The organism is Mesonia ostreae (assembly GCF_031845265.1).
GTDB lineage: Bacteria > Bacteroidota > Bacteroidia > Flavobacteriales > Flavobacteriaceae > Mesonia > Mesonia ostreae.
The window spans coordinates 105,732-123,566 of sequence record NZ_JAVRBG010000010.1; the positions used below are offsets into that span (position 1 = coordinate 105,732).

Annotated in this window: 9 protein-coding genes; all 9 read right to left on the bottom strand. The window is 31.3% G+C overall.

The genetic code is table 11. From position 1 onward, the window contains the following. Positions 1-59 precede the first annotated feature (59 nt). The 9 genes from RLT85_RS11050 to RLT85_RS11090 all read right to left on the bottom strand — a co-directional run bounded on the left by RLT85_RS11050 (position 60) and on the right by RLT85_RS11090 (position 17,831). Complete coding sequence (locus RLT85_RS11050; RefSeq protein WP_311402101.1) at positions 60-6,143, bottom strand: NACHT domain-containing protein; 6,084 nt, start codon at positions 6,141-6,143, stop codon at positions 60-62. A gap of 330 nt (positions 6,144-6,473) precedes the next feature. Beyond that, positions 6,474-7,472, bottom strand: coding sequence for a hypothetical protein (locus tag RLT85_RS11055; protein WP_311402102.1), 999 nt, complete (start codon positions 7,470-7,472; stop codon positions 6,474-6,476). A 196-nt stretch (positions 7,473-7,668) separates the two neighbouring features. Then, positions 7,669-9,066 carry an HNH endonuclease family protein gene (locus RLT85_RS11060; protein ID WP_311402103.1) on the bottom strand — a complete coding sequence of 466 codons (1,398 nt, stop codon included), beginning with the start codon at positions 9,064-9,066 and terminating at the stop codon, positions 7,669-7,671. 135 nt (positions 9,067-9,201) lie between these two features. Further along, positions 9,202-11,802 carry an NB-ARC domain-containing protein gene (locus RLT85_RS11065; protein WP_311402104.1) on the bottom strand — a complete coding sequence of 867 codons (2,601 nt, stop codon included), beginning with the start codon at positions 11,800-11,802 and terminating at the stop codon, positions 9,202-9,204. Between the two features lie 36 nt (positions 11,803-11,838). Further along, on the bottom strand, positions 11,839-14,940 hold the full coding sequence (locus RLT85_RS11070) for an Eco57I restriction-modification methylase domain-containing protein (protein ID WP_311402105.1): 3,102 nt from the start codon (positions 14,938-14,940) through the stop codon (positions 11,839-11,841). Between the two features lie 104 nt (positions 14,941-15,044). Then, entirely contained in the window at positions 15,045-15,617 is a 573-nt protein-coding gene (locus tag RLT85_RS11075) for a hypothetical protein (protein ID WP_311402106.1), read from the bottom strand. A gap of 26 nt (positions 15,618-15,643) precedes the next feature. After that, complete coding sequence (locus RLT85_RS11080; RefSeq protein WP_311402108.1) at positions 15,644-16,009, bottom strand: hypothetical protein; 366 nt, start codon at positions 16,007-16,009, stop codon at positions 15,644-15,646. A gap of 446 nt (positions 16,010-16,455) precedes the next feature. Beyond that, the gene (locus RLT85_RS11085; RefSeq protein ID WP_311402109.1) at positions 16,456-17,367 is read right to left on the bottom strand and encodes a DUF5712 family protein; all 912 of its coding nucleotides are present in this window, start codon (positions 17,365-17,367) and stop codon (positions 16,456-16,458) included. Beyond that, entirely contained in the window at positions 17,367-17,831 is a 465-nt protein-coding gene (locus RLT85_RS11090; RefSeq protein WP_311402110.1) for a BfmA/BtgA family mobilization protein, read from the bottom strand. The genes RLT85_RS11085 and RLT85_RS11090 overlap by 1 nt, the downstream gene beginning before the upstream one ends. Positions 17,832-17,835: the final 4 nt, after the last annotated feature.

Here is a 17,835-nt window from a genome sequence, read left to right on the forward strand (position 1 = left end):
AAAGAAAAAAGGGATCAAGTCAAAAAGTTATGGAAAAGTTAAGTTTGAGGCGTTATAATTCATTCTTTAATTTTTATCGTATTAATTATATGATTAGTCGTAATAGCAGAATTCTCATATTTTGATCGGGTTATTTTCTTTTGAAGAAACAAATTCTTCTCAACCGATTTAATCTGCTCTAATCCATCTTTTGAAACTATAACAAACCATCCTTCTCCGACTTCTCCATCTTTACGTGGTACCATGCTAGTATTTCCATTTGACCAATAAATAGATTTTGCCATTAATTCACCTTCAGAGTTTTTCCAAGCAAATAGTTTGGTCGGTTCAGGCTCCCAGCCTAGATATCTTGCCAAAACAGGATTAATAGCAATCCATTTAGATTTTAAATCAAATTGATCAAATCTATGATCCCTGATTATAATAATAAAATGTCCACCACATCTCAAGTCATGATATTTATTGCTTAATTGATGAAATACAGAGCCAAAAATGTAATTATCCTCTTTAGCCAAATTTTCATCAACACCAATTTGATACATATATTCTTCAGTCGGCGCACCCCAGTCCAAGTTCCTTATTTGGCTGTATTCACCTATCATCTTGAAGTCATCCTGATAGTCTAAAAGTGATTCACTTAACCTTTCTGATTCTCCTATTCGATCTAACCAATCATTGCCAACTCCTCCAAAATCTCTTTCTTTAAGCGTTTGAATAAACTCGGGTTTTGCTATTTCATCGAAAAATTGAACAGTATAATCACGTGATATAAAAAGATTCTTAATTCTTCCATCATCAATTCTTCTCGAATCTATTAATTCATTTGTGACGTGCATTATGGCTCTGCGAGAGGCTATTAGTCTTGGTATATTGTTATGGTAAGGATATTCTAAGTAAATTTCTCCTAAATGATTTTTTATCTTTTTTTCATATTCTACTGTCCATTCCTCTTCTCGACCAATTTCTTTCATGATTGAGTAAGCTCTATAAATAAGATTAAATTCATCAATTCCAGACTCCTCTGATAAAATTTTGATCAAAAATTCAAATGGTCTTATCAGTTCTCGAGGGTCATTAATATCAACTTCTGGAAAATAAGGGTCAATCTCTTTTTTAAAATTTGGTTTCTCGCTTTTCGGAATATGTAAAGAATATACTTTAGGTAATTGGATGCTTTTTGGAGTTGGAATTTCTTCACCTATAGAGGAAAGTATATTTATTGCATTTTTTCTTAATTGATAATCATTTGATAGAGCTAAGTTATTGAGCTTTAATTTAAGCGAGTGAACTTTTGGAAGATCGAATGCAGATAATTTCATTACCACATCCACACATGCGTAATCATCTAAACTTCTATTTAACAATTGATTAAAAGCATAGTCATCGTCTTGATTTATATATTTTGCCAATAGCATTAAGGATTGTTCCTTTACTAGCGAGACAGGGCTATCTGATAAATACACCAAGTAATCGACTAACGTTTCCATGATTGGTCGATCTAATGAAGGAAGAATAGGTAAATTCTCAACTGGTTTGCTATTCGTCATTAGTCTTTCCAGATAACCAAATATTTCAGGCCAAACCTCTTCTTCAACATAATCTTCCTTTAGAAGAGGAATGATGTCGTCAAGGTGTTCAATATACGAACTCGGATAATTGCTACTTACTATGTCATGAGCAAATACTTCAAATGCCTTATTAGATGAGATTGTGGGATTGATTCGTTTTAGTGCATTAAACGCATTAATTCTTGTTCCTCCATCATAATATTTAACCCACCCTGATTCGCTTGATAGCTCAATACTTTTATTGGCTAAACTAGTTGCCAATTTAGTGCTTTCTAGCTCCCAGGCAGCCTCACTTAATTTAGCATAGAAATCCGATTCTCTTCTTCCAATTCTAGCTAGTTTGGCAACTTCTTCAATTTGACTTAAAGATAATAAAGGAGTTATTTTTTCAATAACCTTTGACCATTTAAAAAATGAATTTGCCTGATCTTCTTCTTGAATGATTTTCTTGAAATCATCAAAATTTGTAACACGTTCTAGCACTTCGTCTTCCTCAACCTTTTCATGATCAATCTTTAAAGTTAATGTATTTGAAGAGCTTGACGAACTATTCCTTTCATTATTTACAGGTATATTAAACGATGAATAATAGTCTTTTGTTTTTAGCCCTTTTGATTTATAGAAGTCATCAATTTCAGATAGTAAGTAATGTCTGGTTTCTTCGTAAGCCTTAATTTCTATTGCCGAAATTATGCCTTGAGCGTGCTCTATTAAAAAACCTTCTTTGAAAATTTCATATCCTTTTTCTAGGATAGACTTGAGCAGTGAAGAATCCGCAGATTCAGCAAGAAGCAGATATAGAGTACTATATAATTGAACAATATTTTTGAACTCTTCTTCACATTTTGTCCGTATAACGAAATGTTTGATAAAAAGAGTAATGGTATCTTTAAAATCAATCAAATCATTTTCTAATTGCCAGATGGTCTGTTCAAGACCATCATTCAAATTATGTGCAAACGTAACTGCCAATAATTCTTCAGAAGCTTTCCAATAAGCCCTTCCTTCCGTGGTTTCTTTAATGTGGTTTAAATGAGATAAGAACCACTTTGTTCTTTCAGAAGCTCTTGACGGGTCTTTATGGTTTATTTTTCTTAACCATTCAATCCATGTACTAAATTGATAATCTTTTTTATAACCTACTCCTATGGATTCTTGAATTGCCTGTTTGAGCCATTTTTCAGTTTCCTCTAACTCGTCTAAAATAAAAAACACTTTTGAGTGAGCCCGACATTCGTTTATGCGTCCATTAATATCATGATCATCCAACATGGAATTCTCCAAAGATCTCAACTGTATAACTGCTTTTTCGACATCAAACCCATTATTCAAGAGAGATTTAATGATTTTCCGTTGGATACTTGTACTCCAATATTTCGGAGAATTTTGAAACTCCCTAAATAAATAATCTCCTAATGATTCTAGTTTTTCAGAGTCCAATTCAGATACTGCCGATATCAAATAACCAAAATATTGTTCTTTTACCTGTTTCAGTTTATACCAATAACTATTGTGGTGAGATATTTCTTTGTAGTAAAACCGAACTATTGGATATATTCTTTTAATCGGGTTATCAACCACTGGTGTTTCAAGAATCCCTTCCGCTAGAATTTGAGTTGTAATACATAACATTCGTTCAAAATCTACTAAAACTTCTTCATCAGTGCCTTTCGTAACAGTTGGAATTGCAGATGTAATGGACACTCCTTTTCCACATAGGTTAAGTAACTTGTTAAGTTTGATTAATGGCAGGAAGGCGTCAAACGAATCACCATATCCCAACTGGTCTTTAGCCACATTAGATGGTTGTTCCACTTCCTTAATCCAACTATATGTTTCATTTATGTCACAGGTGACTTTATAAACTAAATCTGCAATGAATATTTTACCAATGGGTTTTGTCTTCTCTTTAGTGAAATGAGTTGTTAACAATGACAAATATTCATTCGCTCGACTTTTATCTTTTAAGTCAAGACATTGCTCGATAGCGTATCTTGTTAGTTGGAAAAGAGAATTCCTTCCCTTTGCAGACGTGGGATCAATTTTTTCTGTGACTTTATTAAAATCATCCCACTTATTTTGATCAACTAAACTATAACCGAGATTTGAAAGCAGCCTTAGCTGTAAATCAGATTCTTTTTCTTTAAACCTGTTTTCTCGAATACTGCCTAAGAATTGAATTTTATCAATTATTGATAAAATATTATCAGTTTCTTCAAAAAGAGGAGATGTATAAACCCATTCTTCTAAAGAGTCTCTTATTTCTTCGTATCTCTGAGAATCATCAATGAGTACCCCTGAATCTGTAATAATTTCTGGATAGGCCAAATTGTATAAGGTTTTTCCCTCAGATTTGTGTCCATATTCAATAAACAAGCGACATGCTTTGAATGCGTACGATTCGTTACAATGTAAAATATTACCAGTTCTTAGATAATCTCTAGCTAAGTCAAATTTATTTAAGAATAAGAGTTCTTCTGTTAATGACGCAGGATCAATATTGAATAACCTTCTATCAATTTCTGCCAATGAGAACAGATATCTTACCAGAGTATTGATATCCCTATTATGTCTAGCTATTTCAACACCAAATTTTGCATCTTGCTTAATCTCTTCTACTGGTCGGAAGTTAAGTAATTGTTCCGTAAAGCTATCTGGTGTAACAACTGAAACAAACCTATCATATTGCTGTGCTTGAAATAGATGATGATTCTGTTTCCAAGATTTTTCAATCTCTGACTTTACGTAATAATCAGCCAGCTGATTATGATATTTGATATTACCTGTTGAGTCATACTCTCCTGTTAAATAATTTAAGGCGGTATGATGAAGAAGGAATTGCTTAAACGAATTATGAAAGAAAGACAAAGTTTTTTCAGTTTCATTAAACAGAAACCTAGCCTTTTCACGAAACGACTTTAGTACACTAAGTTGGAAATCCCATTCCTGAATGAACTGAAGATTAATCGAACCATTAATTCTGGTAATTAAACCTAAGAATTGAATTTGGCTATCTTCTTTCTGAATAGGCTCCCATATTTTCTTGTAATAAGTATCAATACTACCATCAATAGCATCAAAAGATTCGATTGTATCGTCAATCGAATCTGCCTTATTGATTTTTCCAACTAAATAAGACAGGTATAACGGGTGTCCTTGTGATTTTTCAAATACTTGTAACTTTTGAGAACCAGTAAGTTGAAATGAAAAATCGAGATTATCAATGTACTTGTATACTTCCTTCTTTTTAAGTGAATCAATTTGAATAGTTCTATTTCCATTTTGGAATTCTGTTTTAATTTCCTGTTGGATGTCTTCAAGTTCATAGGATTGGCTACCTAAAATAATGAAGATCCCATCAGGTAGAGTAGATGGTAAGGGAAGTTCTCTTAGGAAGCTATTTGTTATTGATTTGTATTCCCTAGGAACATGATCTAGACCATCAATCAATATTATGGTCGGTTGGCCATTTGTAACAAAATCCTCTCCAATTGATCTCAATTGCTCATTGAATACATCCTTTAAAAAAAGTAAGTCTTTATACGGAAGTATGTCTCTTTTATATATCCCAGCTTCCTTCAGTTGAAAAACCAAATCGAAAAAAAGATGTGTAGCATTTCCTCTTTCATAAAAGTTCAAGTGTGAGGAAGGATTAACGAAATCAAAGGCGTAGTACCTTATTACTCGTGTTTTTAGACCTTTCGACCATTGATTCAATAAAGTAGATTTGCCGGAACCTGGGCCTCCCAGTAAAAACAGGTATCCATTTTTATGATCTTCTAACTTTGAATTTAATAAGTCAATTGTTGATTGAATCGGTTGGTATCTTTGTCTATCAACTATTAACTCGTGGTTAAAAATTGTTTTAAATCTGTCAGACCAACCTAATTCTTTAATAATTTCTTGGCGAGTAAATTCAACGACTCTTTCTGGGCTGGCAACTTTTTCAACTATAAATCGGCTGATCTGTTGAAGGTCTTCGTCTTCTATGGAATATTTAATATTTCCTACACTAAACTGTTTTTGTTTATAATCAGGTTGAAAATCAAAACAGACGATAAATTCCTCAAATTCGGAATCATTGAGATTTGAAGTCTTCTTGATTGCTTCAAGAACAGGCTTCCATTTATCGTCAATCGATTGATTTGATTTTATCTTTGTCCAGACTTCAGATACGAAATCCTTAAATGAACCGATTTTAGTACTGCCCTCCTTCAAGCTGTCATGAGAGGAAATAGGTTTGTTAGTGATTAAGTGAGGAAGTATTTTTTTGCTAGGATTAGCTGTTTTTAAACTCTTCCAACTAGAGGTGATAAGAGGTAACAACTCCGTAAAATTTGCAAATGATATATTCGCATCTGCGATAGTCCATTTTACTTGGTATGCATGAATTTCTGAATGGGTGGAATATTGTATGTCATCTAGTTTTTGAGCCTTGGGGTCTGCTATTCGTATCCATTCAAGCTTTTTATTTATTAGATTCAAATAGACAAACCAAGCGAATTCATCAAATTGAGGCAAATAGCCTCCTATTGCTGCTCTTTCTCCACTTGCTGATACTGGTTCTTTACTCATACCTATAATCTTTGTGCTAACTGTGCTGTTGGATTTTTTTATGTAAGGTTACGATATATAGCTATATAGCATTACTTTGATATATATTTCCTTTCAACAATAAACTTATTTTTGATAGTTCTTATCTAAAATAATAGACTCTAAAATTTTTACTTTGTCTTTAATCTCTTATATGCTTTCGGTCAATCAACTATTCTCTACAGCCTTGATCTCGTCCTTCCTCAACTCATACAGCTCATAAACCAACTGGTCGATTTCCTTTTATGTTTAGGTTATTTGAGTTGAGTGTATTCATTAACTCTAGGTTCATTCAAAATTTACCCCTGCCTTCTATATTCTCTCTTCATAAAGACTTTTAATTTTTAAATCTTCACTCCAGATAGCGTGTATTTTTAAGTGGTAAATGATGTCCTTGCCTCTATTTTCTTTTAGTAGTTTGTAAACCATATTGTAGGTTACAGCATAATCATTGTTTAATGGATTAACGTTAAAAGTGTCCCATTGAATTTCGACCTTAGTTGCTGGATGACGTTTCACGTAAGCTTTTGTATCTTTTTTAATATCGGCAAAACTCATATTAGATTTGCTATACCACTTAACTACATTAGGCTCTATATAGTTTTCTAAAGCATTAATATTTCCAGATTCAATTGTGTTGTAATACTCAGTTGTTTTTTGTTTTAAGGTATCCTCTGTAGAAGTTATGAAAGTATTAAAAAATAAGAATACCATCAATAACAAACCAATACCAGATGCAAGTAGCACTTTCTTATTTTTAAAATTAAACAACGAACCTTTGTTAAAACCCGTTACCTTTTCTTTAATCTGGTCGTCTTCTAAAGAAGTTTTAGATTCTTCCTTGTGTTGCTTTTTCGGAAGATTTAATAGATTACTTTTAACAAGCCCCTTATCGATTTTAAAACGTCTTAAGAATGAAACATATAGCTCTAAATAGCTTAAATCATCTAATGGTATTAGGCTTAGAGATTCAGGATTATTAGGAATGCCACCATAACCAATCACAATATAAATAGGTATTTTCTCTTTCTTTTGAAAAGTTTTAAAACGTTCTATTTGATTGTAGCTTATTGCTTCAATCATTTCTTTAGAATTAAAGCCTGAACGAAATTTCGCTTCCACATAAAATTCTTGTTGCGTTGTTTTACATCGGAATTTAAAATCTGGTTTTAACGTGTTTTCTGCATATCTCGATTCATTCTGATTGAAGCTATTGGTTCTATGTATTAAGTCATATTCACTAGCTTTAAATAATTTATCGACTACAAAATTTTCAAATAATTCTCCTTTTTCAAATGAAGAGTACTGCATTTCTTTAATAAATTAACTGTTAATGTGTAAAATAAGAACTTAAGAAGCTTCCACTATAGCGATATCCTCTTCCGTTAACCCATAAAGCTCATAAACCGTTTAATCAATTTCCTATTTTCTTTGGCTTATTTGCGCTTTAAAGTTTTGAGTTATTTCTTTAGAGGAAAAAAAGTTGTTCAGGTATCCCTGTTAGGGTTTAACTCATTTTAGCTCCTTTAGATTGGTTATGATGTGAACATAATAATTCTCCATTATCTAAAGTTGTTTTACCACCTTTAGAATGAGGAATAACGTGATCTGCTTGATATTTTGACCAGCTAACTCTTGCTTCTTTTTCTGGTTTTCCTTCTCGTAAACATTGCTGACACAAGCCTTTATCGCTACGATAAATTATAATCCTTTGTAACTCAGAAAACGCTCTTTTTTCATCCTTTTCTTTCAACTGAAAGTTATTATCTCTCAAATATTCAAAAAAGAGTTGACGTATTATTCTGTCCCTAACCTCTAAATCATGCTCTCCTTGTTGTCTTCGATTGCTAAAGGTTAACATATCAGTATCTTCTGAATCTTCATATGTTTTCCATCGTTTATGAAAGACATATATAAAATTTTTAATGTTTATTTCTGTAGAATCATCTAGTACATAATGCATTCTTAAGTGGCGAATTAGCATATACACTGAAATGATAAAATATTCTACCGACAACTCTTTAATTCCGTTTGATTCATCCAGCATAGGGTCTCCTTTGAAAATACCGTAAAATATTTTAAGATTTTTTCTAACTTCTATTGCCTCTAAATTATTTTCATAGGTATAGTTTCCAATACCATCAGCTATTTTTTCACTTTCAATAAACTCGGTTATTTTTTTATCGCTCAATTCGGCATATCCTCTGTTTTTTTCAATGAGTAAAAACCTAGCCATAAACTGTAAGTGCTTCATTCTATGATTATCTACATTCAATAAATTAAAGAACGGCATTTTATCAGGATTGCTGTCAATCGGCTCATAATTATCATAATCAAAAGTTAGGTCATCGGCATATTTTACTATAAAATTTCTACTCAAACTGGAAAGTTGAGCGTGAGCAACTTCCATATAATTTAAAGTTTCTCCTTGCTGCAAACGCCAAAATATTTCAGTAGCAATAATCTGATGTTCAACATTTTGTGGTTCATCAATATCCTTTATTACATCAGCTTGATATTTTAATGATTTATCGATAAACTTCCTAACATCGGTGCTTAGATCATCATAAAATTTATTTGCTAAATCATCGCTTAAATCTGATAAACTTTTAGGTAACTTATATTTATTATCAAAAAAATCTTGTACTGACGTAATACGTTGTTGACCATCGACAATTTCATATACTGTATTATTTTCATCTAATCTTACTTCACGAATTACCAGTTTAGGTATATAATATCGACGAAATAAGCTATCCATTAAAGCTTGCTTTTTTTTGCGATTCCAAACAACTTTACGTTGATAAGGTGGGCGCGTGACGTAATCTTCCTTATAATCAAAAAAATCTTTGATACTAATATCTTTCGACGTGATTATGTATTCTGATTTTGGATTAAATGCCATAATTTACTATTTCCTAACATTAATTGTTGATTTCAATATTAATACACTCTGTATTAAATTCTTCTAAAGACCTTTTTTAATATTCGCTTTTTTAATAATTTGTAAAAACAATTTATTATATTCAATTAAAGCTAACTATTCAATAAATTTTAAATCAAGCTTTGCCATTATCTTTTCGGCCTCGTGATGATCAGGTATATCCCTTAATATATCTCTTGCTATTGAAGCTGCATATTCTTTTTGATTATTATGTAGATATATCCAACCTAAATTACTTTTATCATCATAATTAATTGCCTCAAAATTTGAGGTCTTAGTTGCCAGTTCTATAATAGCATCCGATAGGGTTTTTCGATGTTCATTAATTCGAAGAACTTTTAATCTAAGAAGATGAGAATATCTTTTAAGTAAATTACTTAACTCAATAATTGATGATTGTTGTACATTACAAAGATTTATCATCGAATTGATTTCTGCTACAAAGTCCTCTTTATGCTTATATAACTTGATTAATCTTTTCCAAGCAATTATCGACTGACTATCTTCTACTGCTACAATATATTTGTTACAAGCTTCAATGGCTTCATCTATAAAATCGAACTCCTCTAGCAGCGTCGAATATAAAAGATAGGTTTTTGGCCTTTTAAGAGAGATATATTCCATAATCGGAATAAATTTATCAATTTGTTCTGTTTCTGATGAGACTTCCTTAGCAACTTCTTGGAAAAACTTTGAAATTCTATCATTAATACCATTTTTCAATTCTGTGTTTCTTCCGACACCCAATTTCATTAGAATTCCAGCGTCTTTTTTTATAGCGAACTGATGAATGTCTGTTTTTAATTTCTTTTCGGCGAATAGTTGTGCGCTAATTGGTAAACTTAGAATTATATCTTTCTTCTGAGTTGTCATCTTGTCTATGAGTGAGAATTTATATAGTTCATCAATTGCAAGCTCAACATCAATTTTTTCATCAATTGTTGATTTTAAAACGGCTTCGATTGCAATTCTAGGGATTGAACTTCGCCAAGAGCCTAATGTTAAAAACACCCTTTTGGCAGCAGCAGATAGTTGCTTGTATGTTCTTTCAAAAAGTGCTTGAAGCAAATTTTCTTGATCGGCCATAATTCGTTTGATATCTCCAAGTTTTCCTTCATTCGCAACTTGTCCCAGTAAAATTTTCGCAACGTAGGGATGACCAGAAGACTCTTCAAAAAGTTGATCTATGTATCTTGAAGTAATAAGCTCATTAATATGAAGCTCCTCGCTAACATTTGTGATTAACTCTTTAAACTCACAGTATTCCATACCTCCAACACTTATCGGATAATCAGCTTTAAATTCATTCATTCTAGAGGTAATTAGAACCTTATTCGGTAATCGAATATGAGTATCTAGCCAATTAAACATTGTTAATTGATCTACTACAGTTTCAAAATTGTCAAATACAAACAGAGAGCTTGCCGATTTGTCCTGTAAACTTTGCTTAAATAAATCAAATCTTTCGTCTTGTTTAAGTTTGGGGTCTTGAGGGCCAATTAATTTGTTAAATACATTGACTACATCTGTAATGTCCAAAATATCTGGTTGCACTCGTTTAGCTCCTAAAGACATTAAATCTATATCTCTTGAGCTAAACCAAAATATATTTTCAAATCTATTTTTTGAACAAAAGTCTCTTAACACTTTGATCGCTAATGTTGTTTTTCCAATACCTCCACGTCCAATAAGTGTAATGATTGGATGTCTTTCATTTTTTAAAACATCTTGTAGTTCATTTTCTAGTGATGAACGCATAATGTAAACAGCCTGATTTTCTGGTATATTGGTGAAGCAATTTTCGACTATTCTCAATTCCTCGGAACCTGTAGTTTCGCTTTTAGGTAAAGAACCTGGAGGTGTCAAATACTTCTTACCATCCTGAACGATTTTTGTTCCCGTAGAATAGGATAATGTTTCAAATGAATCTCGTCTAAAAGATCCATTTGGAAAGAAGAATTCATTTAGTTCATTATCCGTAAAAATAAGCTCAATTTTTATGGGTTCATTTATAAAAGTATAAATTCCGGTTTCTAAGCTACTTTTGCTACCAGCAGTACTTGTCAAATATGCAAAATTATCAATATGTTCGGATATCCCTGACACTTTATATTTTCCAGAAAGATTTTGACTTAAAAATGCCCATTGCAGTTTAAAGGGTGAAAATTGTTCGCAAATAATTTTAATAGAAGTTGCTAAGCTTTTATTCAATTCTTCAGCTAACTCAATTGTAATAGCTCCGTGACCTCTTGTCTTGTTTCTTAGGTAAGCAAAATATCCAAACCATGTTTTTAACTGTATTTTATTCACCCTAACTTCAGGACTTTGATCGATAGTCTTCAAGCATTTCAATAGAGCTGTTACGGCAATATTTTGCCAATCATTTTTTGAGGTTTTGTCATTCAGTTCTTTAGAATAAATATTGTATTCAATTTTCATTTCTTGAGACGAGGGACCAGTTAAAAGCTCATCAAGGCTACTACTCCATTCACCTATACCGTTTGCACGAACCAATTTATAGAACTGAGTATATTTATAATTTTTTTGAGATTCTCCAAGACCAGAAAGCATAAATAAACAAGTAGTCTTCGTGACTACTTCTCCTAAATACATTAAACTATTAAAGTAAGATAATTGTGAATCTTTTTTTTCTAATTCTATTCTATCCCAGATTTTTTGAAGTATTTGATTTTTCAAGATATTGCTATTTATTTTATTACTAATATTAATGCTTTAACTATATTCCACAACCTTAATTTCTTCCTCCGTTAATCCATAAAGTTCATAAACCATTTGGTCAATTTCTGCTTCGGTTTGGCTGATTTGCATTTGCAATTCTTTTGCTTTTTTCTTGTTGTCTTCAAAAAGCTCCATCCACTCAAACTCATCTTTTTTCGTAAGCTCTGGAATTGGGTTTAGATTTTCTTTGGCTCTTTCTTTATTGGTTGATTTTATGGCTTTGTTGAGTTCTTTTATGAAGTCTCCGAAAGTTAAGTGGTGCCAGTTTTGAAGTTTGCGAGATAATTTCGTTAAATCCAGTTTATGATTTAAATAACTTAAAAATTTAGAGGATTCTTTATTACTTTTCAATACTAATTCAATAATTTTATTTGCCTCTGACTCAAAAAATATAGTATCACTTTTAATTACAAATGGAAGCTCTAATAATTGTGAACGCTTAACTTTTGGAAAAGTTTTTTTATTGTCAGAAAAAGTGTTCTTAAAGTAATAATAGATAAGTCTTGAATTCAAAATACATAAGAGATATAGTAGTTCACAATCTTCCTCTTTTTTATTTATAACATATGTAGTCTGATCAGTATAGATTTTAGATTTATCGAAACAAGTCTTGATTTTATCTCCTAAAATTTGACGAACTATTAATTTATCCTCTTCAAATATTTGAGGTGTTCTAAATGCTTGATTAGTAAAAAGTTTTTCGTTTTCAACTTTATAATCTATGTAAATATTATCGTATGAATAATAATAAGAGTCAATGTTCTTACCTAAAACAAATGGTTTATGATATTCATCTCGCTTAACATTATAAAGTAAATCTTTTCTAACCTTAACCCCATTCTTAACTTCATAATGTTTCCCAATTCGAGAGAACTTGTTCATTTTTAAAATTATTGAAAGAGACTCAATTTTAAAGTTTTCATTGATGAGATAATCTTGCTCGATAAAAACACTCACTGGAATCTTTTTCTTAAAGAAAAATTCATTGTTATGAATTGATATAAATTCAGTGCTTTTACTGTTAGAATTTTTGGAAATAATAAATATAACCGTTTTGACACTTGCTCCCTCAAAAATGTCTTTTTCACTCGATACAACTTTTTCTAATAAATGTTTCTCTAAAATAAATTTACGTAAAGGTTTATCATAATCATTAGTAAGAAATACAGACGGCGTAATAAAAGAGAGAACACCTTGGTCGTTTATTAAATTACAAGATTTCTCTATGAAAAGCTTATATAAATCTAACTGATAAGAAGTTGTAGTATAATATTTTAAATAATAATTCTTTTCTTGGTCATTGAATAGTTCACGACTTCTCACATAAGGCGGATTCCCAATGACCACATCAAAACCACCTTTAGCAAAAATTACTGGAAATTCAATTTCCCACTTAAAAGCCTTATCGCCCGCAATTGACTTACTATCAATCAAACTGTTTCCACATTTTATATTACTGCTTAAATCGTTCAGTTTACGTCTTGGCTGTGCAGTACGCAACCAAAGGGAAAGTTTAGCGATTTCTACGCTTTCTTCATTAAGGTCGACGCCATAGATATTATTTTCTAAAATCGTGTTTTCAATATCAGGAAACTGTAAACCACCTCCTAAAATCTTGGTTTTCAGCTCATCAATATAGGTGTGTTCTTTTATTAGAAAATCTAAAGCTTGATTAAGAAATGCCCCAGAACCACATGCAGGATCACAAATGGTTATTTGCAAAAGCCAATCTCGGTATTCATCAAGAATCTTAACAAGTTTTCCAATCGTAGATTTTTTTCGGTTTTTTCGGCCTTTAAAGTATTCCTCTTCGCGGAAGTCTAATTCAATTTTCTTCTCTTCACAAAGCTTCCCTACAGTATTTTCTACTATATATTTTGTAATATACTTTGGCGTATAGAAAACACCATCTTTTTTACGTTTACTAGTCTGTTTATCAAAATTATTGCCCTCAATTTCAGCATTTATGCTTTCAATTTCGTTAAGTGAATTCTCAAAAATATGACCAAGAATATTAACATCTACTTGACTTTCAAAATTATAGGAAGCTAGAGTTTTTGTGTGTTTGTATAGTAAATCATTACCAATTTCAATATTATCTAAAATAAAATCAGGTTTAAATAACCCTCCATTATAAGCAAATATCTCTGCTTGTCCATTCCCTCCTTTACGTCCTTTGTCGAGGTAATTAAAGTGTCTTTTAAAACGATCGTATAACGGTTCATCAACGTCTAGCCTGCGTACCGTGTCCCATTCTCCCAGAAGCTGAAGAGTATGATTAGGTTGAAGCAGGCCACGATCTTCGGCAAAAAAAATAAAGAGAAAACGATCAATAAGTTTTTGGGACTTTTGAAAGAGTGTTAGCTTTACATTTTTCTCAAGTCGGCTGAGATCATTTTGATAATCAATGTCACCAAGTTTATTCAACTTAGCTCTTACCGTTTTGGAATTATTTTTAATCAGGTCTCTATACAATTCTCTTTTAAAAAGAGAATAATCTTTATAGAAGATTTTTGTAATCTCCTGTTCTTCGGTAACAGAGGCTTCATTAATTTTAAGTGGAATATTTTTAAAAATTTTGTCTTTATGCAGACACAAGTACAAAAGCTTAAACCTCTTTTTAGAAAGTGTAAATAATTCAAACTCTTCAAATTCAGTAGCGTCGTTAATATAAAAACGCAATTTCTCAAAATTGGAGGTAACAACATAAGTGCATCCTTTATGATTTGCTTTATAATCAAAGGCCTGCCGTCTAATGCTCTCCAAGTCTTTCGTATTCGTTCCTTTCAATTCAATTACACCAATAGCAATTCCTTCCTTTAAAATAGCGCCATCCGCCTTACGTTGATTTTTCTCGTTTTTAAATTCGGTGGTTATATTTGACTTAGAATCTGGATATAATGTGTAGCCAAGAATATTTACAAATAACTCGTGAAGAAATTTTGCCTGAAATTGTTCTTCCTTGGCAGTCCTTATATTCTCTTGTATGGTAGTGTTCCAGAAATATTTTTGATAATCCTTATACGCTTTATCAACTGTTGCTTCATCTAGCAAAGCAAGGTGAGATTTAAGAACTGAGGTTTGAAATAATGCCATTTACTATTTTAGAGTATTATGAAGCGTCTAAAATAACAAAACATAATTAGCATCCACACTACGAACTCCTATAAATATTAGTAGTTTTTAACAAATAATGTTCATTAATTACAAAGCTTCCAACCATCATTGGTTTTTCTAAATGTTACAGATTTCAAAATCTCCTTCGGATTTTTCTTTTCGTTACTACTATCAAACAAAGGAGTTTCGTTAAATCGAATGAATGTAATTTTAACCTTTGCCTCGTTGCGTTCTGGAATTTCTTGTATTTCCTTTACAGAATCAAATTTATATTCGCAAATTTTAAATTTACCTGCTATCTTCCCACCTGAATCTTCTTTTGAACTTTCTAAATATTCTTTCCCTTTAGAAGTTAGAGTTACCTCATATCTATCTTTTTTACCCATAATTCCTTTAACTCTCTCTAATGGGCCAATATTTACAATTCCTAAATTTTCATTTTTTTGATACGGTTTCAAATAATCAGGGAATTTAGATTTTAGCATATCATCCATTTCCACAGTTCCGTAAGTGATTGTTTTTGTTTTGATTAGGGTTTCTTTAGTTTGGCAATCTCTAATGATAGATTCAGCTTTATTATTGGTTAATTGGTCAGAACCACAACTGATTATGATGAAGCAAGAGATAATTGTAAATATTGATATATTGATTTTCATAAGAATTTTATTAATTGATTAATATTTTAGGATGCGATATCGCCATCAAATTTCATGGAGAAATTTTGTCCTATACCATAATGAAAGCCTTTACAACCTAGGCATAGCTTATAAGTTGATTGAAGGTAACGGTATAAGTGCGCTCTGTCATTTATACTCACTTTATAAGGTTTAAGGCATTTATCGCATTTTTCGATCTGATAAACTGCATGGAAGTCTATATTTCTCATTTCGCGATAACCATAAGTTCCTTGATATTTATGTATAAATGCTGTTTCAGAAGTTAAAAATCCTTCAATCTTTTTTACTCTTTTTATTGCAAAATATTCTCTAATCAAATCTTCTGCGTCAAGGCTTAATTTGCCAGTGATTACTATATCTTTTTGTTTCATAATTGGGTATAAAAAAAGCCTGGGACTCAACTTGAAGATTTCGAAGGTATCACCAGAGACCAACCATCAACAAGAAAAGCCCAGACCAAAGTCTGGGCGTCTTGCATTGAGATGGCGGTTATAAAAAACTGGTGATTTTTCGAAACCAAATCAAGCTTAACGCTTTTATATTATTTTAAAAATTTATTTCTCTTATATTATATTTTTAGTTCCCTACAAATTTAAGAATTTATAATTTTAATCAACGTCTTTTTTAATCTTAATGCTTTTGTTGAAGAACGATCAGAAAAACGTTTTTACTTTTCTAATTTAAAACCATTTTATGATAAAGTATTTTTATATTAAAAGATTATTATGGCAATACATTATAACATTAATGTCATAATACTGTAATGCAATATTATAATAATATGACTATGCATTTTTATTGTACAAAAACTATACACTTACATCCTTAACCCCTTTGATAGTTGGGTTTTTTCCTTTTTAGTCTCATTCTCAATTTTTATGGCTTGATTTTTAATTTTCCGATTCACTACATCTCTTTCCATTGGCGAACCGTTCTTTAAAATATTTTGATTTCTAAACTTCTCACGTTCCCTTCTTTGGTAATTAAAGAGTAAGTCAAAAGCTTTTTCATTCTTCTCGGTCCATTTAGTTCTATCAAAACCGACTTGATAAGCATTTCCCCCAATAGTTCTTTGAGTAGAACGTTCTTTCGTAGTAGGATCTAATTTTAAAAGTTGCGTTTTATCTTTTCTGCTTACAATAATATGGGCATGTGAATTTAGTCCAGGCTTATAATCACCATTTTTGAACAATCCTTTTTTTACTTCGGGGTCGATACCTTTAAATTTTCTGAAGTGTTCTATTTTAGCGTAATAAACTAAATCGTTGCCATTTTTTAATCCTTTATTTTGACGGTTGAAGTTGTCGGCATAATTGTCCATTACCTTTTTAACGTACTCTTTTAGTAGTCCGTTATATTTTTTCAGTTCATCGACATTCAGTTTCCAAACATCATTTATTTCTTTTTTTTCTGTAGCGAGAAGAATAAGATGATTCAGCTCTGACTGACTAAAGCTTATCGTTGGGGAATAATATTTAGCATCAATCTTACCTAACTTTTTTTTGTTTTTATCGATGCCATTAATCACTTCGATCAAACTGATATCCATTCTTTTAGAGTTGAAAAAATCTTGTTTTCTATCTTGGAACTGGTTGATCTCTGACAAACTATTTTGTTTATTGATAATAGCTTCTAATTCTATGTTTTCTTTATCGAGGTAATTTGCCAATAAAGAACAGCTTCCTGTATTTTTTGCCCCTAATGTGCTATGTGGCTTACTTATTGGCATTATTTAAATTTTTTAGTGATAATATTCATAATTCCAGACTTGTTTTTACTGTCAATTAATTCCAGAATAGCAATCATCACTTCTCGCTGATTTTTAATTTCCGATAATAATAAATCAGTTCTTTTCTTTTCGTATTGATTCATTGTATTTAGAGTAGTCATAAGATTCTTAAATACAATTTGAGTTTCCTCACTTCTTTCTTGTGAATAATTATATACTTCTTGTCGAAGTGGCTTCAAAATATCTCGCTCTTGAACTTTTAAAAATGAGACCATTCTCTTATCCAGTTCTCTCAATCCTTTAGAAGGATTTTCATTTTTTGGGTCAGATGGATTGATGCCTGTCTTTTTGAAATAAATAATCATTTCCTCAATTAATTTGTAAAAATTGAGACCAAAAGCTTCAGATAACTTCTTTAGTTCTTTATGATGATAAGGCGATATTAATATGCTTTTTTTTGTCATTTTA

Coding starts and splice junctions, on each gene's coding strand:
- RLT85_RS11085 (WP_311402109.1), bottom strand. CDS start 17,367: ATGCCAATAAGTAAGCCACATAGCACATTAGGGGCAAAAAATACAGGA.
- RLT85_RS11070 (WP_311402105.1), bottom strand. CDS start 14,940: ATGGCATTATTTCAAACCTCAGTTCTTAAATCTCACCTTGCTTTGCTA.
- RLT85_RS11075 (WP_311402106.1), bottom strand. CDS start 15,617: ATGAAAATCAATATATCAATATTTACAATTATCTCTTGCTTCATCATA.
- RLT85_RS11050 (WP_311402101.1), bottom strand. CDS start 6,143: ATGAGTAAAGAACCAGTATCAGCAAGTGGAGAAAGAGCAGCAATAGGA.
- RLT85_RS11055 (WP_311402102.1), bottom strand. CDS start 7,472: ATGCAGTACTCTTCATTTGAAAAAGGAGAATTATTTGAAAATTTTGTA.
- RLT85_RS11060 (WP_311402103.1), bottom strand. CDS start 9,066: ATGGCATTTAATCCAAAATCAGAATACATAATCACGTCGAAAGATATT.
- RLT85_RS11090 (WP_311402110.1), bottom strand. CDS start 17,831: ATGACAAAAAAAAGCATATTAATATCGCCTTATCATCATAAAGAACTA.
- RLT85_RS11080 (WP_311402108.1), bottom strand. CDS start 16,009: ATGAAACAAAAAGATATAGTAATCACTGGCAAATTAAGCCTTGACGCA.